Origin of the sequence: Rhodoferax sp. TS-BS-61-7, from assembly GCF_002943465.1 — a bacterium.
GTDB lineage: Bacteria > Pseudomonadota > Gammaproteobacteria > Burkholderiales > Burkholderiaceae_C > Allorhodoferax.
Genome location: NZ_PTQY01000003.1, coordinates 545496 through 561102 on the forward strand (window position 1 = coordinate 545496; position 15607 = coordinate 561102).

The 15607-nt window shown below is 63.9% G+C and carries 18 protein-coding genes; 15 read left to right on the forward strand and 3 right to left on the reverse strand.

Annotated features, from left to right (window positions below; genetic code table 11):
- The first annotated feature begins 97 nt into the window (after positions 1-97).
- The 8 genes from C5F53_RS11305 to C5F53_RS11340 are packed head-to-tail and all read left to right on the forward strand — an operon-like array spanning position 98 to position 6967.
- Entirely contained in the window at positions 98-733 is a 636-nt protein-coding gene (locus C5F53_RS11305) for a LysE family translocator (RefSeq protein WP_105261454.1), read from the forward strand.
- Positions 730-1653, forward strand: coding sequence for a DMT family transporter (locus tag C5F53_RS11310; RefSeq protein WP_105261455.1), 924 nt, complete (start codon positions 730-732; stop codon positions 1651-1653). Before C5F53_RS11305 ends, C5F53_RS11310 begins: the two co-directional genes overlap by 4 nt.
- Positions 1650-2252, forward strand: a complete 603-nt coding sequence (locus tag C5F53_RS11315; protein ID WP_105261456.1) for a LysE family translocator — start codon at positions 1650-1652, stop codon at positions 2250-2252. The genes C5F53_RS11310 and C5F53_RS11315 overlap by 4 nt, the downstream gene beginning before the upstream one ends.
- Positions 2253-2278: 26 nt before the next feature.
- Complete coding sequence (locus tag C5F53_RS11320; RefSeq protein ID WP_105261457.1) at positions 2279-3514, forward strand: PLP-dependent aminotransferase family protein; 1236 nt, start codon at positions 2279-2281, stop codon at positions 3512-3514.
- Between the two features lie 2 nt (positions 3515-3516).
- Complete coding sequence (locus tag C5F53_RS11325) at positions 3517-4140, forward strand: glutathione S-transferase family protein (protein WP_105261458.1); 624 nt, start codon at positions 3517-3519, stop codon at positions 4138-4140.
- A 26-nt stretch (positions 4141-4166) separates the two neighbouring features.
- On the forward strand, positions 4167-5039 hold the full coding sequence (locus C5F53_RS11330; RefSeq protein ID WP_105261459.1) for a PhzF family phenazine biosynthesis protein: 873 nt from the start codon (positions 4167-4169) through the stop codon (positions 5037-5039).
- A 27-nt stretch (positions 5040-5066) separates the two neighbouring features.
- Entirely contained in the window at positions 5067-6005 is a 939-nt protein-coding gene (locus C5F53_RS11335; protein ID WP_105261460.1) for a PhzF family phenazine biosynthesis protein, read from the forward strand.
- Positions 6002-6967 (forward strand): threonine dehydratase, encoded by a 966-nt coding sequence (locus C5F53_RS11340; protein WP_105261461.1) that lies wholly within the window; start codon positions 6002-6004, stop codon positions 6965-6967. Before C5F53_RS11335 ends, C5F53_RS11340 begins: the two co-directional genes overlap by 4 nt.
- On the opposite strand, the gene C5F53_RS11345 is transcribed toward C5F53_RS11340, so the two are convergent.
- From C5F53_RS11345 to C5F53_RS20130, 3 genes are read right to left on the reverse strand one after another with little or no spacing between them, the layout of a single operon-like run.
- Positions 6964-7539, reverse strand: a complete 576-nt coding sequence (locus C5F53_RS11345; RefSeq protein ID WP_105261462.1) for a PIN domain-containing protein — start codon at positions 7537-7539, stop codon at positions 6964-6966. The genes C5F53_RS11340 and C5F53_RS11345 overlap by 4 nt on opposite strands.
- On the reverse strand, positions 7540-8001 hold the full coding sequence (locus C5F53_RS11350; RefSeq protein ID WP_105261463.1) for a helix-turn-helix domain-containing protein: 462 nt from the start codon (positions 7999-8001) through the stop codon (positions 7540-7542).
- Positions 8002-8047: 46 nt separating this feature from the next.
- Complete coding sequence (locus tag C5F53_RS20130) at positions 8048-8260, reverse strand: hypothetical protein (RefSeq protein ID WP_146097343.1); 213 nt, start codon at positions 8258-8260, stop codon at positions 8048-8050.
- A gap of 141 nt (positions 8261-8401) precedes the next feature.
- On the opposite strand from C5F53_RS20130, the gene C5F53_RS11355 reads away from it, so the two are divergent.
- The 7 genes from C5F53_RS11355 (at position 8402) to C5F53_RS11385 (ending at position 15606) form a co-directional block, all read left to right on the forward strand.
- Positions 8402-9070: a histidine phosphatase family protein gene (locus C5F53_RS11355; RefSeq protein WP_105261464.1), complete on the forward strand. Its 669-nt coding sequence runs from the start codon at positions 8402-8404 to the stop codon at positions 9068-9070.
- A gap of 77 nt (positions 9071-9147) precedes the next feature.
- Positions 9148-10614 (forward strand): ammonium transporter, encoded by a 1467-nt coding sequence (locus C5F53_RS11360; RefSeq protein ID WP_105261465.1) that lies wholly within the window; start codon positions 9148-9150, stop codon positions 10612-10614.
- A gap of 25 nt (positions 10615-10639) precedes the next feature.
- A complete protein-coding gene (locus tag C5F53_RS20510) occupies positions 10640-10990 on the forward strand; it encodes a hypothetical protein (protein ID WP_236635345.1) in 351 nt (116 codons plus the stop codon).
- A 155-nt stretch (positions 10991-11145) separates the two neighbouring features.
- Complete coding sequence (locus C5F53_RS11370; protein ID WP_236635346.1) at positions 11146-12027, forward strand: AraC family transcriptional regulator; 882 nt, start codon at positions 11146-11148, stop codon at positions 12025-12027.
- A 99-nt stretch (positions 12028-12126) separates the two neighbouring features.
- Positions 12127-12873: an SDR family oxidoreductase gene (locus C5F53_RS11375; RefSeq protein WP_105261467.1), complete on the forward strand. Its 747-nt coding sequence runs from the start codon at positions 12127-12129 to the stop codon at positions 12871-12873.
- A 2-nt stretch (positions 12874-12875) separates the two neighbouring features.
- Positions 12876-14441, forward strand: coding sequence for an FGGY-family carbohydrate kinase (locus C5F53_RS11380; protein ID WP_105261468.1), 1566 nt, complete (start codon positions 12876-12878; stop codon positions 14439-14441).
- An 85-nt stretch (positions 14442-14526) separates the two neighbouring features.
- Positions 14527-15606 (forward strand): sugar ABC transporter substrate-binding protein, encoded by a 1080-nt coding sequence (locus tag C5F53_RS11385; RefSeq protein ID WP_201740835.1) that lies wholly within the window; start codon positions 14527-14529, stop codon positions 15604-15606.
- The last annotated feature ends 1 nt before the right edge of the window (position 15607 follow it).

Sequence of the window (15607 nt, forward strand, 5' to 3'; positions counted from 1 at the left end):
GACATCCTCTGTGCTGGCCGTGCCAGCAATACAGTTTGGTTTCTGTTCACACAAACTGTACTGCAAGTGTGTTGTTTTTCAAAGTACAGTGAATCGCATGTTCACCACCTTTACCGCTGCCGAATTCACGGCGCTGTTGCTGCTCTCCACTGCGGCCAGCTTCACACCGGGGCCCAACACCACACTGTCCACCGCGCTGGCGGCCAACCGGGGGCTGCGTGGCGCGCTGCATTTTGTGCTGGCGGTGCCGCTGGGCTGGGGCCTGCTGTTCACGCTGTGTGCCGGTGGCCTGGGCGCGCTGGTGGTGGCGGTGCCGCTGCTGCGCAGCGCCATCCAGTGGCTGGGCATAACCTACCTGCTGTGGCTGGCCGTCAAGCTGGCCCGCGCCAGCAGCCTGGGGGAGGCGGATGCCAGCCGCCTCAACGTCACCTTTTGGCAGGGTGTGGCACTGCAGTTTCTCAACATCAAGGCCTGGATGCTGGGCCTGACCGTGACCGCCGGCTGGCTGGCCGGGCGCGAGGATGTGCTGGCGCGGTTTGCCATCACGCTGCCGCTGATGCTGGCCTTTGGTTTCTTCAGCAACCTGCTCTACGCCGCCATTGGCTCCCTGCTGCGCGACTGGCTCAGTGGCCCGGTCGTGGCCGGTGAGGCCACAGCGCAGCGCCTGCGCTGGTTCAACCGCGGCATGGCTGCCGTGCTGGTGGCCACGGCCGCCTGGATGGGATCGTTATGAGCACGTCAAACACGTCCAACCTCAAAAAAGGCCTGTGGCTGGGCCTTTTGGGCATCACCATCTTTGCCATGACCCTGCCCATGACCCGCCTGGCCGTGGGCACGCCTGAAGCGCCACTGATGTCTGGCCTGTTCATCGCCGTGGGCCGCGCTGTGGTGGCGGGGGTGCTCTCCGCATTGTTTTTGTGGTGGGGCAAGGCGCCGCTGCCACCACGCGACACCTGGGGGCCGCTGGTGCTGGTCGCTTTGGGTGTGGTGTTCGGTTTTCCCATCTTCACCTCCATCGCCATGCGCCATGTGGAGGCGGTGCACGCCAGCGTGATGGTGGGCGTGCTGCCACTGGCTACCGCGGTGGTGGGCGCCTTTCTGAACCGGCAGCGGCCGTCTACCGGCTTTTGGGTTTGCGCGCTGGCCGGCACGGCGCTGGTGGTGGCGTTTGCGCTCTTACGCTCGGGCCACAGCGGCCTGTCGCTGCAAATGGCCGATGTGCTCTTGCTGCTGGCCATGGCCTGTGCGGCCGTGGGCTACGGCCATGGCGGGCGGCTCTCGCAGCGCATGCGGGCCGAGCATGTGATTTGCTGGGCACTGCTGATTTCGCTTCCCATCAACCTGCCGCTGGCGGTGTGGCAGTTCCCTACCCAAGCCCTACCCGCCAGCGCCTGGGTGGCGTTTGCTTATGTGTCCGTCTTCTCCATGTGGCTGGGCTTTTTTGCCTGGTACAAGGGCCTGGCCCTGGGCGGCACGGTGCGCGTGAGCCAGGTGCAGCTGCTGCAGCCGTTTTTGGGCATGCTGTTTGCCGTGCCGCTGCTCGGTGAGCGGCTGGATGCGGTGACCGTGGCCTTTGGCGTGGCGGTGATTGCCACCGTCTTTATCGGCCGGCGCATGCCGGTGCAATCGCCCTTGAAAGTGGCCGCTGCATGAGCCACGATTTGATGATCGCCGCCGCCCTGTTTCTGGTTGTGAGCTCCATCACGCCGGGGCCCAACAACACCATGCTGATGGCCTCGGGGGTGAACTTCGGCGTGCGCCGCTCGCTGCCGCATCTGCTGGGCGTGCAGATCGGTTTCACCGTGATGCTGCTGTGCGTGGGCCTGGGCCTGCACGCCGTGCTGGACCAGTTTCCCGCGCTCTACCAGCTGATGCGCTGGGGCGGCGCGGCCTACCTGCTGTGGCTGGCCTGGAAGCTGGCAACCGCCCGCCCTACGGATGCAGACCCCGAGGCCCCCGCGCCCCAACCCCTGGGCTTCTGGGGCGCGGCCGCCTTCCAGTGGATCAACCCCAAGGCCTGGGTGATGATCGTCACCGCCATGAGCGCCTACCTGCCGCCCGACGCCAGCGTGCCCCAGGTGCTGCTGCTGGCGCTGATGTCGCTGGTGCTGGGTGCGCCATGCTCGGCGGTCTGGGTGGGTTTTGGCCAGGCCATGCGCGGCCTGCTGCAAGACCCGCTGCGCCTGCGCATCTTCAACGTCACCATGGCGCTGGCCCTGGTGGCCTCGCTCTACCCTATGCTCATGCCTTGAACCTGATTTTTTGAGAGAAGACAACCATGACGAACTCCACCCACTGGACCCTGGCCGAACGTGCCGCCAAGATGAACCCCTCGGTGATCCGCGAGATCCTCAAAGTGACCGAAAAACCCGGCATCATCAGTTTTGCGGGCGGCCTGCCCAGCAGCAAGACCTTCCCCGTGGCCGAGTTCGAAGCCGCCTGCGCCAAGGTGCTCAAAGACGACCCTGCCGGTGCCCTGCAGTACGCAGCGTCCGAGGGCTACGGCCCGCTGCGCGAGCTGGTGGCTGCCCAGCTGAAGGCGCAAAGCGCCGCCGCCGGGGTGACCTGGAACGTAGACCCCGCCCAGGTACTGATCACCACCGGCTCGCAACAGGGCCTAGACCTGGTGGCCAAAATCCTCATCGACAAAAACAGCAAGGTGCTGGTCGAATCCCCCACCTACCTGGGCGCCGTGATGGCGTTCACGCCCATGGAACCCAATGTGGTGAGCGTGGCCAGTGACGACGAAGGTGTGGGCATTGCCGACCTGCGCGACAAGTCCCAAGACGCACGCTTTTTGTATGTGCTGCCCAACTTCCAGAACCCCACCGGCCGCAGCATGACCGAGGCGCGCCGCGCCGCCCTGAGCGCGGAAGCCGCCCGCAGCGGCCTGCCGCTGATGGAAGACAACCCCTATGGCGATCTGTGGTTTGACCAGGCGCCCCCCGCCCCGCTGACCGCACGCAACCCCGAGGGCGGTATTTACCTGGGGTCGTTTTCCAAGGTGCTGGCACCCGGCCTGCGCATGGGCTTTATCGTGGCGCCCAAGGCGGTATACCCCAAGCTGCTGCAGGCCAAACAAGCGGCCGACCTGCACAGCCCCGGCTTTAACCAGCGCCTAATTTTTGAGGTGATGCAAAACGGCTTCCTGGACCGCCATGTGCCCACCATCCGCGCACTCTACAAGTCGCAGCGCGACGCCATGCTGGAGGCACTGGCCAAACATTTCCCCGAGTCCCAAGGCCCCCACGCGGCCAACGCCGACAGCACCTTCACCTGGAACACCCCCGCGGGCGGCATGTTCCTTTGGGCGCGCCTGCCCGCCGGCATGAACGCCGTGGACCTGTTGCCCCACGCGGTGGACAAGGGTGTAGCTTTTGTGCCCGGTGCGCCGTTTTACGCCGGCAACGCCGATGCGCGCTCCATGCGCCTGAGCTTTGTGACCCCCAGCGTGGAAGAAATCCACCGCGGTGTGGCTGCGCTGGCCGAAGCCATCCACGCCCAACGGAGCTGACCATGGCCGTGCACATCTGGGGGCGCCTGAGTTCGCTGAACGTTCGCAAGGTGGTGTGGGCCGCGCAAGAAACCGGCGTGGCCTTTACCCGCAGCGATGCGGGCATGGCCTTTGGTGTGGTCAAAACCCCCGCGTACCTGGCCATGAACCCCAACGCCCTAGTGCCGACGCTGCAGGACGGTGACTTCGTTCTGTGGGAGAGCAATGCCATCGTGCGTTACCTGTGCGCCAAGTACGGCGACGCCACGCTGTACCCCCAAGACCTGGCCGCACGCTTTGATGCCGAACGTTGGATGGACTGGCAACAAACCACGCTGAACCGCGACAGTGGAGGGGCGTTTGCACAGTGGTTCCGCACCCCGGCCGAGCAGCGCGATGCCGCAGTGATCGCCCGCTCCACCGCCGCTACCGAGCCGGCCATGGCCCAACTCAACGACCACCTGGCCACCCGTGCCTATGTGGGCGGCGCGCATTTCAGCATGGCCGACATTCCCGCCGCATGTGATGTGCACCGCTGGTTTGGCCTGCCCCAGCCCCGGCCCGCGTGGCCCCACCTGGAACGCTGGTTCGCCAGCATCCTGAGCCGGCCCGCTACCCGCGGCGTGCTTGACCTTCCCCTTTCATAGTTCCCCCTACCTTCAGAAAGCCACCCGTGTCCCAACAGCGCCCCTTCGCCCAAGTCGATGTGTTCACCGCCCAGCCGTATCTGGGTAACCCCCTGGCCGTGGTACTGGACGGCGCGGGTGTGAGCGACGAGGCCATGCAGGCCTTTGCGCGCTGGACCAACTTGAGCGAGACGACGTTTTTGTTGCCGCCCACGGCCGAGGCGGCGGCGCAGGGCGCGGACTACCAGGTGCGCATCTTCACGCCCGGGCTGGAGCTGCCATTTGCCGGCCACCCCACGCTGGGCAGCTGCCACGCCTGGCTGGAAGCGGGTGGCAAACCCAAGAACGCCAAACGCATCGTCCAGCAGTGCAAGGGCGGGCTGGTGCAGATCTGCCGCGATGGCACGCGCCTGGCGTTTGCCGCACCGGCCCTGCAGCGCAAAAACCCCAGCCCCGGCCTGCTGGCCCAGGTGGCAGCCGCCCTGGGCCTGAAGGCCGCGCAGGTGGTGGCAGCCCAAACCCTGAGCAATGGCACCGACTGGATGGGCATCCTGCTGGACGACCGCCAGACCGTGCTGCAGCTGCAACCCGACCACCTGGCACTCAAACACCTGGGCATCAAGGTCGGCGTGGCCTCCATGCCCGCCGCCGCGACCACCCAGCACGGCGTGGCCAGCGAGATGGAAGTGCGTGCCTTTGCAGCCATGGAAGGCATCCAGGAAGACCCGGTCAGCGGCAGCCTGAACGGCAGCCTGGCGCAGTGGCTCATCGAAGACGAGTACATGCCCAAAAAGTACGTGGTGGCGCAGGGCACCTGCGTGCAGCGCGAAGGCCGCGTCCACATCGAGCAGGACAGCAGCGGCCAGGTCTGGGTGGGGGGCGACTCGGTCACCTGCATCCGCGGCACCGCCGCCCTCTGAATTTCCACAACCCGTTCGGGAGCGCCCATGCGCCAACGCCTTTTCAAGCAGGTGGACGTGTTCACCGCCCAGCCCTACCTGGGTAACCCGCTGGCCGTGGTGCTGGACGGCAGCGACCTCAGCACGGAAACCATGCAAGGCTTTGCGCGCTGGACCAATCTGAGCGAGACCACCTTTTTGTTGCCACCCAGCCCCGAGGCGGCCGCCCAGGGCGCGGACTACCGTGTGCGCATCTTCACGCCGGGCGACGAGTTACCCTTTGCCGGCCACCCCACGCTGGGCAGTTGCCACGCCTGGCTGCAGGCGGGTGGCACGCCCCAAGCGCCGGATGTGATCGTGCAGGAGTGCGCCAAGGGTTTGGTGAAGCTGCGCCGCGACGGCACGCGCCTGGCCTTTGCCGCGCCAAGTCTGCAACGCAGCGCCCCCGATGCCGCGCTGCTGGCGCAAGTGGCCGCGGCGCTGGGCCTGCAGTCGCAGCAGATACTGGGCGCGCAATGGCTCAACAACGGCCCCACCTGGCTGGGCCTGCTGCTGGACAGCATGGACACCGTGTTGGCGCTGCAGCCCGATGCCGCTGCGCTCAAAGGTTTGGTACCTGGTGTGGGTGTGGCCGGCATGGACATTGCGTCAGCAGCTCCTGATTTGATAGTACGTAGCAACCGCGAGGCGCGTGCTTTTGGCGCCCGTGACGCCGCGACGGCCTCTGGAGACGACGACACACCGTCCGTGGAAGTGCGCTTCTTCGCGCCCGACATCGGCGTGTTGGAAGACCCGGTCACTGGCAGCTTCAACGCCAGCCTGGCGCAGTGGCTGATTGCCGATGGCATCACCCCTCCGCGCTACGTGGCCGCCCAGGGCACCTGCATAGGCCGCGCCGGGCGCGTCTTCATCGAACAGGATGCGGCTGGCCAGGTGTGGGTGGGTGGCGATTCGGTCACCTGTATTGAAGGAAAGGTTTTGCTATGAACGCCCAGCTCCCCACCCTGCACGACATCGAAGCTGCCGCGCAAGTCATCTACCGCGAATTCGGCCCCACACCGCAATACCGCTGGGGCCAGCTCGCCAGCCTGTTGGGCACCACCTGCTGGGTCAAACACGAGAACCACACGCCCGTGGGCGCCTTCAAGATCCGCGGCGGCCTCACCTACTTTGACCAGTTGGCCCAGCGCGGCGCGCTGCCTGCCGAGGTGATCAGCGCCACGCGCGGCAACCACGGCCAGAGCATTGGCTGGGCCGCACGTGCCCACGGCGTGCCATGCACCATCGTGGTCCCGCATGGCAATTCGGTGGAGAAAAACGCCGCCATGCGTGCGCTGGGCGTTTCGCTCATCGAACACGGCACCGACTTTCAGGAAAGCCGCGAATACGCCATCGGCCTGGCCAAAGAGCGCCGCGCCCACATGGTGCCCAGCTTCCACCCCGACCTGCTGCGCGGCGTGGCCACCTACTGGTGGGAGCTGCTCAAGGCCGCGTCCGATATCGATGTGATCTACGTGCCCATTGGCCAAGGCAGCGGCGCCTGCAGCGCCGTGGCCGCCAAGCGCGCGCTAGGCCACCAGGCCCGCATCGTCGGCGTGGTCAGCGCCCATGCCACCACCTATGCCGATTCGCTGAAGGCCGGCAAGGTCGTCGAAGCCCCAGTCACCACCCAGCTCGCCGACGGCATGGCCTGCCGCGTGGCCGACCCCGAGGCGCTGCACATCCTGCTGGGTGAGATCGACCACATCGTGCAGGTGACCGACGTCGAGGTGGCCCAGGCCATGCGCGACATCTTCGCTTGCACCCACAACGTGGCCGAAGGCGCCGGCGCCGCCAGCTTTGCCGCGGCCATGCAGGAACGCGCAAGCCTGCAGGGGCAGACGGTGGGGATTACGCTGTGCGGGGGGAATGTGGACTCGGCGGTGTTTGCCGAAATTCTGCTGAGTTAAATCAGCCCAACCACATCACGCAGATGTGCCGCGGTTTGTGGAAGACCTCTTTTTTCAAGGAGTTCGACAAGCGCCATGGCGCTCACTTCGGGGCGCGCCCATCGTTCACGCATGGCTTTGATCGCCGTTAAGGCAATAGTCCCGCGCAGCATGAGTTGATTCAATACGAATTCATCGGGAGTTTGCAATTCAATACCAAACGAGTCAAGAACATCTCTCGGAAAGTCTTTTTCATTCCACGTAATGATGGCGTCGGCATGCCCAGCAATGGCTGCAGCCAGCACATGCCGGTCGTTGGAATCCGGAAGGTTCAAGCCCTCAATCAAATGTTCATATCCCGTCACGAGGCAATCGGGAATGGCTTCCTCCATGGCCTCCACAGCAGCTTGAATTTGTTCGCGCTTCTCTGGCCGGTCTCTCAGTAGAGAGCGTGTCCATTCGTCACGAATGTGTGCGCTCCATTTGGCGCTGTACAAATCTGAGTGCGCAAGGCTCAGCAACACATCCCGCAGCAGCGCGGGGTACAAGACATTGGCGTCCAGAACTGCCGTGTATCTTGCGCTACCGGCCATTTAAAGCTCTTCGCCCATTTCTTGGGAAAGCTTGCTGAGTCTTTGAAGCGCTTCTTCTGAACGTTTTTTCTGCGCTTGCTGATAACGCATGAGCTCTTCAAACTCGATTCTCCGATGCCGGTTGACCAACCGGCATTTCAATCTCTCCGCTTGGATCTCTTTGATGACAAAAGGTCGCGAAACATTGAGCAAGGCCGCAGCCTCCTGGGTCGTCAACTCAAGCTTCTGAGGAACCAAGACCATCGGCTCACGCTTAGCCATTTGTCTCAATACATCTGCAAAAAAACGCAAGGCACGCGGAGGAAGACTCAAGACGGGAGCATCCTTCCCATCGCCTGCGTTGATCGTCACCTGGATTGTTTCCGCTTTGGAATGGTCCAAAGCCGCCATGATGCATGCCCGCGCAGCACCTGCCATCTCAGCTTCCGCTTCGCTCGCTGGATCAAGTATTTGTTGGGTCATGGGGGTTCTCCTGCAATGGCTACTTCAAATGGAGGTTTTTATGGCCTCATCTATTTGAAGTATACGCATCATTCGAATTATTCGAAACCACATAAGGATACTCACATCCTGATACCGCATCCAAACGGACAAATACCTCCTCCGCATCACTGAATTTGCCCCTCGTAATTTCTTGGCTACCCAAGCTCAACACGTTGAGCAGCGCCATGGTGGCTCCCCCGTTCTGGGTAACGGGCTTGATGTGACTGTGGCGTTGCATGGCGCGATGTCCTGAAAGAATCGGAGGGAGAAGGAAGACCGATATTAGCCCTTTCACGCCTCAACTCAGTTGCTACCAAATTCATAGCTTCTGTCGCAAGCGCAACAAGCGCCAAGTGCCAATTCGGCTTAAATCCTCCCCATGGGAAATCTCTATTTGGTACGCCACGGGCAGGCTTCGTTTGGGGCCGAAGACTACGACAACCTCAGCGAGCTGGGTCACCGCCAGAGCGTGCGGCTGGGGGAATACTTTGCGGACAAGGGGCTGCAGTTTGAGGCGGTGATGGTGGGCACGCTGCGCCGCCATGCGCAGACCTGGGCCGGCATTGCCAAGGGCGCGAGACTGACGCACGAGGCGCTGGAGTGGCCGGGTCTGAACGAATACGACAGTGCGGCGGTGGTCCAGGCGATTCATCCTGCACCGCTGCCCAAGGCCGACACGCCCGAGATGTACCGCCACCACTTTCGCCTGCTGCGCGATGGCCTCACGCAGTGGATGAATGGCGTGGTGAGCCCGCAGGGCATGCCCAACTACCCCGACTTTGTGGAAGGCGTGACCAGCGCGCTGGACCATGTGCGCCAGCGGCACACGGGCAACGTGCTGATTGTGAGCAGCGGCGGGCCCATCTCCACCGCGGTGGGCCATGTGCTGGGCACTACGCCCGAAACCACGATTGAGCTGAACCTGCGCATCCGCAATGCCTCGATCACCGAATTTGCCTACACCCCCAAGCGCCACATGCTGGTGACCTACAACACCTTGCCGCATCTGGACGATGCGCAGTACGCGGACTGGGTGACCTACTCCTGAACGACCGGGGCCTCGCCCCGCGCCGACTGGCACGGCTTGTGCTTTGAGGCCTCTGTTGGACCGCACAGAGGAAAACAATGCACCGATTCGGAACGAAGTGGGTAGCCCCGTGTTTGGGGATTTTGTTTTTGGCCTGGAGCCTGGCGGCTCCTGCACAAACAACGGCCAGCGGCACCGTGGCCGATGCGCCACCCGCCGCCGCACCAGCGCCTGCGGCAGCCCCGACCCCGGAGCCCCCCGTGGCCACGCCGGCGGCCGCAGCGCCCACACCCGATAGCGCACCGCCGGCCCCACCCGCACTCACCAAACCCGGCCTGGTATCCCAAAGCAGCCTGAACGCGGCCGACACCGCCTGGATGATGACCAGCACGGCGCTGGTGTTGCTGATGACGCTGCCCGGCATTGCCCTGTTTTATGGCGGCATGGTGCGCAAGAAGAGCGTGATCAACACCATGGCCAGTGTGGTGGCGATTGCGGCACTGGTGAGCCTGCTGTGGTTTGCGGTGGGTTACTCGCTGGCGTTTACGCCCGGCAGCACCTGGCTGGGCGGTACCGACCGGCTCTGGTTCACGGGTCTTAACTACATGAAGGATGCAGGCCAGGTGGCCGTAAGCCACATAGCGCCAAACATTCCCGAGTCGGTCTACGCCATGTTCCAGCTCACCTTTGCCATCATCACGGGCGCACTCATTGTGGGCGCCTTTGTAGAGCGCATGCGCTTCTCGGCCATGTTGTGGTTCATTGGCATGTGGTCCATTGTGGTCTACGCGCCCATTGCCCACTGGGTGTGGGAGCCCGGTGGCTGGCTGGTGCAAATGGGCGTGCTGGACTTTGCCGGTGGCTCGGTGGTGCACATCAACGCCGGCATGTCGGGCCTGGTGTGTGCCTACATGCTGGGCGCACGCAAGGGTTATGGCCGCGAGCCGTTTGAGCCGTTCAACCTGGGCCTGACCATGGCCGGCGCGGGCCTGCTGTGGGTAGGCTGGTTTGGGTTTAACGCTGGCTCGGCCGTGGCGTCTGACGGGCGCGCAGGCCTGGCCATGGCGGTCACCCACATTGCGGCGTCTGCCGGAGCCATGAGCTGGATGTTGGGCGAGTGGATCATGCGCGGGCGCCCTTCGCTGCTGGGCCTGTGTTCGGGCCTGGTAGCCGGGCTAGTGGCCATCACCCCCGCAGCGGGTTTTGTGACACCGGGTGCGGCAGTCATTTTTGGTGGCGTGGCGGGCCTGGCCTGTTACTGGGGTGCCACCGGGCTCAAGCGCATGCTCAATGCCGATGACTCGCTGGACGTGTTTGGCGTGCATGGCATTGGCGGCATCGTGGGCTCATTGATGACGGGCTACTTTGCCAGCAAGAATATTTCAGGCGTCAGTGGCAGCGTGGCCACCCAGGCGCTGGGGGTGCTGGTGGTGTTGGTCTACAGCGGGCTCATGAGCTGGGCGCTGCTGTGGGTGACCAAGGTGATTGTGGGCCTGCGGGTGGACGAGAACTCCGAACTCACAGGCCTGGATGTGTCCCAGCACCGGGAGCATCTGGGTACCTGAACGGTCAAACTCAAAGGAGTGTTGCATGTTGAACAGTGAAAAGCTGGCGATTGCCGCCCATTTGCACGTGCTGCTGCGCCGCAAGACCGGCCGCGTGACCGACACCGAATGGATGGCCAGCAACACCGAATATGCCGCCGAGATCGTGCGTTTTGCACGCGCCAGCGCCCAGGAAGATGGCCATGCCGACCTGGGTGAATGGGCGGCCAAACTGGAACTGGCCATGGTGCCGGCGCCACCACAGCGCCCGGCGCGCGAACGTTTGTTTGGTGTGATTGGCGGCAACACCAAACCCGCCCCCCTGCCTGGCGCCTCGGACTCACTCTTCGGCGCCAGCGACAACGAGGCGCACCGCTACATTCGCGGCATTCGTTAAGCCGCCGCGGGGCGATACTGATACAAACTCAGTGTTTACCCTATAAGCAAAAAAAGTATCAATGAATAGCCCCCCGCGCAGTAGTGGGGGTGGGGTTCCGTTCGTAAGCTATGGGCATTGAATCGCCACAAGCAACAACGAATTGGAGACTGGCAATGGCCCCTTACCTGGAATTGGTCGGGATACAGGAACAAGAGTCCTTCAAGGTATGGACACACGGCTACCCGTACGAAACGGTGCGCTGGCACTTCCACCCCGAGTACGAGCTCAACCTGGTCACCCACACCTCAGGCCGCTTTTATGTGGGCGACCACACAGGCACTTTTGAGCCCGGCCAGTTGTACATGGTGGGCCCCAATGTGCCGCACAACTGGATCAGCGAAGTGCCGGACAACCAGCCCGTTCCCGAGCGTTGTGTGGTGCTGCAGTTCTCTGGCAAAAGCATCATGGGCGGCATCGAGGCCTTCCCGGAGCTGGGCCAACTGGAGCGCCTGCTGGCCGATTCGCAACGCGGCATCCTGTTTTCCAAAGTCACGTCCGCCAAGGCCGAGCCCCTGCTGAAGGAGCTGCTGCACGCCAAGGGTTTTCAGCGCGTGCACAAGTTTCTGTCGCTGCTGGAGCTACTGGCCACGGCGCACGACAGCACGCTGCTGGCCACGCCCACCTTCCGGCCCGACCCACAGGGCTACCAGTCGTCCACCATCAACCAGGTGCTGAGTTACCTGGCCGAGCACCTGGAAGAGCAGCTCAGCGAGTCCGACCTGGCGCGCTACGCGGGCATGGAGCCCAGCGCGTTCTCGCGTTTCTTCCGCCGCCACACCGACGTGCCCTTCATCCAGTACCTGAACCGCCTGCGCATTAACAAGGCCTGCGAGATGCTGATCTCCAGCGACACGCCGGTCACCGATGTTTGCTACGCCTGCGGCTTCAACAATGTCTCCAACTTCAACCGCCAGTTTCTGGCGCAGAAGAACATGCCACCGTCGCGCTTCAGGCGCTACTACCGCCTGAACGACGACTGTGAGGCCATGGGCTAACGCCCCGGCACCGCCCCCACCCACCTTCTCTCCAAATTCGGCTGCCGCTGGCGGCCCGGGGAGCGCTTTGTCCGAATTTTTCTTAACCACTGCCTCACCATGAACCCAGATCGCACAGAAACACTCGCACTACACGGCAAAGTTGCCGCCGTCACGGGCGCCGCCTCCGGCATAGGCCTGGAATGTGCACGCGCCATGCTGGATGCGGGTGCCACCGTGTTTTTGGTGGACCGCGCCACGGACCGGCTGGCGACGCTATGTGCCGAGCTGGGCGAGCGCGCCATTCCGCTCACCGTGAACCTGCTGGATCCCGCCAGCGTTGCCACCATGGTGCCGGCCATTCTGGCGCGCGCTGGCCAGCTGGACATCTTCCACGCCAATGCCGGCGCCTACATCGGCGGCGACGTGAGCACCGGCGACCCGGACGCCTGGGACCGCATGCTCAACCTCAACATCAACGCCTGCTTCCGCTCCATCCAGGCGGTGCTGCCGCATATGAAAGACCGCAAGACGGGCGACATCATCGTCACCAGTTCGATTGCCGGCATCGTGCCCGTGGTGTGGGAGCCGATTTACACCGCCTCCAAATTCGCGGTGCAAGCTTTTGTGCACACGGTGCGCCGCCAGATTGCACCGCACGGCGTACGCATCGGTGCGGTGGCGCCCGGCCCCGTGGTCACCGCGCTGCTGGACGACTGGCCCAAGGCCAAGATGGAAGAAGCCCTGGCCAATGGCAGCCTGATGCAGCCCAAGGAAGTGGCGGACTCGGTGATGTTCATGCTGACGCGCCCGCGCAATGTGGTGATCCGCGACCTGGTGATCCTGCCGCTGAGCGTGGACCTGTGAGCATGACCACCGCTGCTTACGTCATTGGTGTCGACATCGGCACCCAGAGCACCAAGGCTGTGCTGGTCAGCACCGCCGGTGCCATCGTGGCCCAGCACTCCCACGCCTACCAGGTGGAGACCCCCAAACCCCTGTGGGCCCAGCAGTGGCCCGATGTGTGGCTGGAAGCAGTAGAAATATGCATAAAAGGGGTTCTAGCCCGCACCAGTATTGCGCAAGCTGCTATCAAATCTGTCTGCGTGAGCAGCCTGTACGGCGGCAGCGGCATTCCGGTGGACACGCAGGGCAAGGCCCTGTATCCCTGCCTGATCTGGATGGACCGCCGTGCCAACGACGAAGTGGCCTGGGTGCGCAAGCATGTGGACCTGGAACGCCTCTTTGATATCACCGGCAACGGCGTGGACAGCTACTACGGCTACACCAAGATGCTGTGGCTGCGCGAGAACGAGCCTGCCGTGTGGGCCCAAACCCAGCAGTTCCTGCCGCCCAACAGCTATGTGAATGCGCGCCTGACCGGCGCCGTGGCAGTGGACCACAGCTCGGCCGGCAACATCGGTGGCGTCTACGACGTGAAAGCCCGCACCTGGTCCGACGAGGCCTTACAGATGCTGGGCATTCCGCGCCACATGATGCCCAACCGCCTGGTCGAATCCAGCGATGTGGTGGGCCCGCTGCTGCCCCACTGGGCCGCGCGCCTGGGCCTGCAGCCCGGCACCCCGGTGGTGGCCGGTGGTGTGGATGCCGCCGTGGCCACGTTGGCCGCGGGCGCGGCACAGCCTGGCAAGCACGTGGCCATGATGGGCACCAGCATGTGCTGGGGCACCATCCGCCCCAGTGTGGACGCGCGCCACGGCCTGATCAGCATGCCGCACGTGTTCAACGGCGCCCAGGACCTGTATGTGTTTGGCGGCGCCATTGCCGCCGGGGCCTCGGTCACCTGGTTCCGCGAGACCTTTTGCCAGGCCGAGATTGCCGCCGCCAAAGCCCAGGGCGTGGACCCCCACAGCCTGCTGGAAAAAGACGCGGCGCCCCTGCCCCCGGGCGGCGACGGCCTGCTGTTTTTGCCCTACCTGATGGGGGAACGCAGCCCCGTGTGGGACGCCAAGGCCAGCGGTGCCTTCATTGGCCTGGGCCTGCACCATGGCCGGCCCAACCTGTACCGCGCAGTGCTGGAGGGCGTGACCTACGCGCTGCGCCACAACATCGAAGCCGGCGTCAAAGGCCTGGACGGCATTGCCACGCTGGACGAACGTCTGGTGGTGGTGGGGGGCGCCAGCCACTCCAACCTCTGGATGCAGATCATTGCCGACGTGACCGGCCGCCCGGTTTACACGCTGCAAGAAGACGTGGAAGCCTCGTTGGGTGCAGCCCTGCTGGCGGCCTATGGCGCCGGGCTCATCAACGCCGACGCGGTGCGCCAGGGCTGGGTCACGCCGGTGCCTCGCACCACCCCCAACCCACACGCCCACGTCGCCTACAGCGACCTGTTCGCCCAGTACGTAGACCTGTACCCCGCCCTGCAACCCGCCATGCACCGCCTGCGTGGCAGCCCTTTAGCCCCAACCTGAGGAGAATGCACCCCACCAACACCCCATGCCCCTGCCCCGCCTGCTTTTGTATTGCTTTGAGACACTAAATATATTGGAGATGACCATGCAAGTAAGTACCTGGAAATTCACCCGCGCCGCCGCGCTCACCACCGTTGTCCTGGGCGCCAGCGCCCTGTACGCCCAAACCATTGCCCCGGCCAAGATTGCTTTCTTGATGCCCGACCAGTCGTCCACCCGCTACGAGCAGCACGACCGCCCCGGTTTCGTGGCCGAGATGAAAAAACTCTGCGCCGCCTGCGAAGTGCTGTACCAAAACGCCGACGGCGATGCCTCGCGCCAGCAGCAACAGTTCAACTCCGTCATCGCACAAGGTGCCAAGGCCATCGTGCTGGACCCAGTGGACTCCACCGCCGCCGCATCGCTGGTGAAAGCCGCACAGGCCAAGGGCATCAAGGTGATTGCGTATGACCGCCCCATCCCTGCTGCCAAGGCCGACTTTTATGTGTCGTTCAACAACGAAGGCATTGGCAAGGCCATTGCCGATTCCCTGGTGGCCCACCTCAAGGCCAAAGGTGTGTCTCCCAAAGACGTGGGCCTGTTGCAGATCAATGGCTCGCCTACCGACGCGGCCGCTGGCCTGATCAAGAAGGGCATCCACTCCAGCCTGGACAACAGCGGCTACAAAATCCTGGCCGAGTACGACACGCCTGATTGGGTGCCCGCCAAAGCGCAACAGTGGGCCAGCGGCCAGATCTCGCGTTTCGGCAAAAAGATTGTCGGCGTGGTGGCTGCCAACGACGGCACCGGCGGTGGTGCGATTGCCGCCTTCAAGGCCGCAGGCATGAACCCCGTGCCCCCCGTGTCCGGCAACGACGCCACCATCGCGGCGCTGCAGCTCATCATTGCGGGTGACCAGTTCAACACCATCTCCAAGCCCAGCGAAATTGTGGCCGCCGCTGCGGCGCAAGTGGCCGTGAAACTGTTGGCCGGTGAAACGCCCAAGGCCGAGATGATGTTGTACGACACCCCCTCGCAGCTGTTCACCCCTGCAGTGGTGACGGCGGCGAACCTGAAGGCCGAAATCATCGACAAGATGGTCAGCGGCAAGCCGATCCAGACCGCGGCCGAACTCTGCGTGGACCGTTACGCAGAAGGCTGCAAAAAACTCGGCATCACCAAGTAAA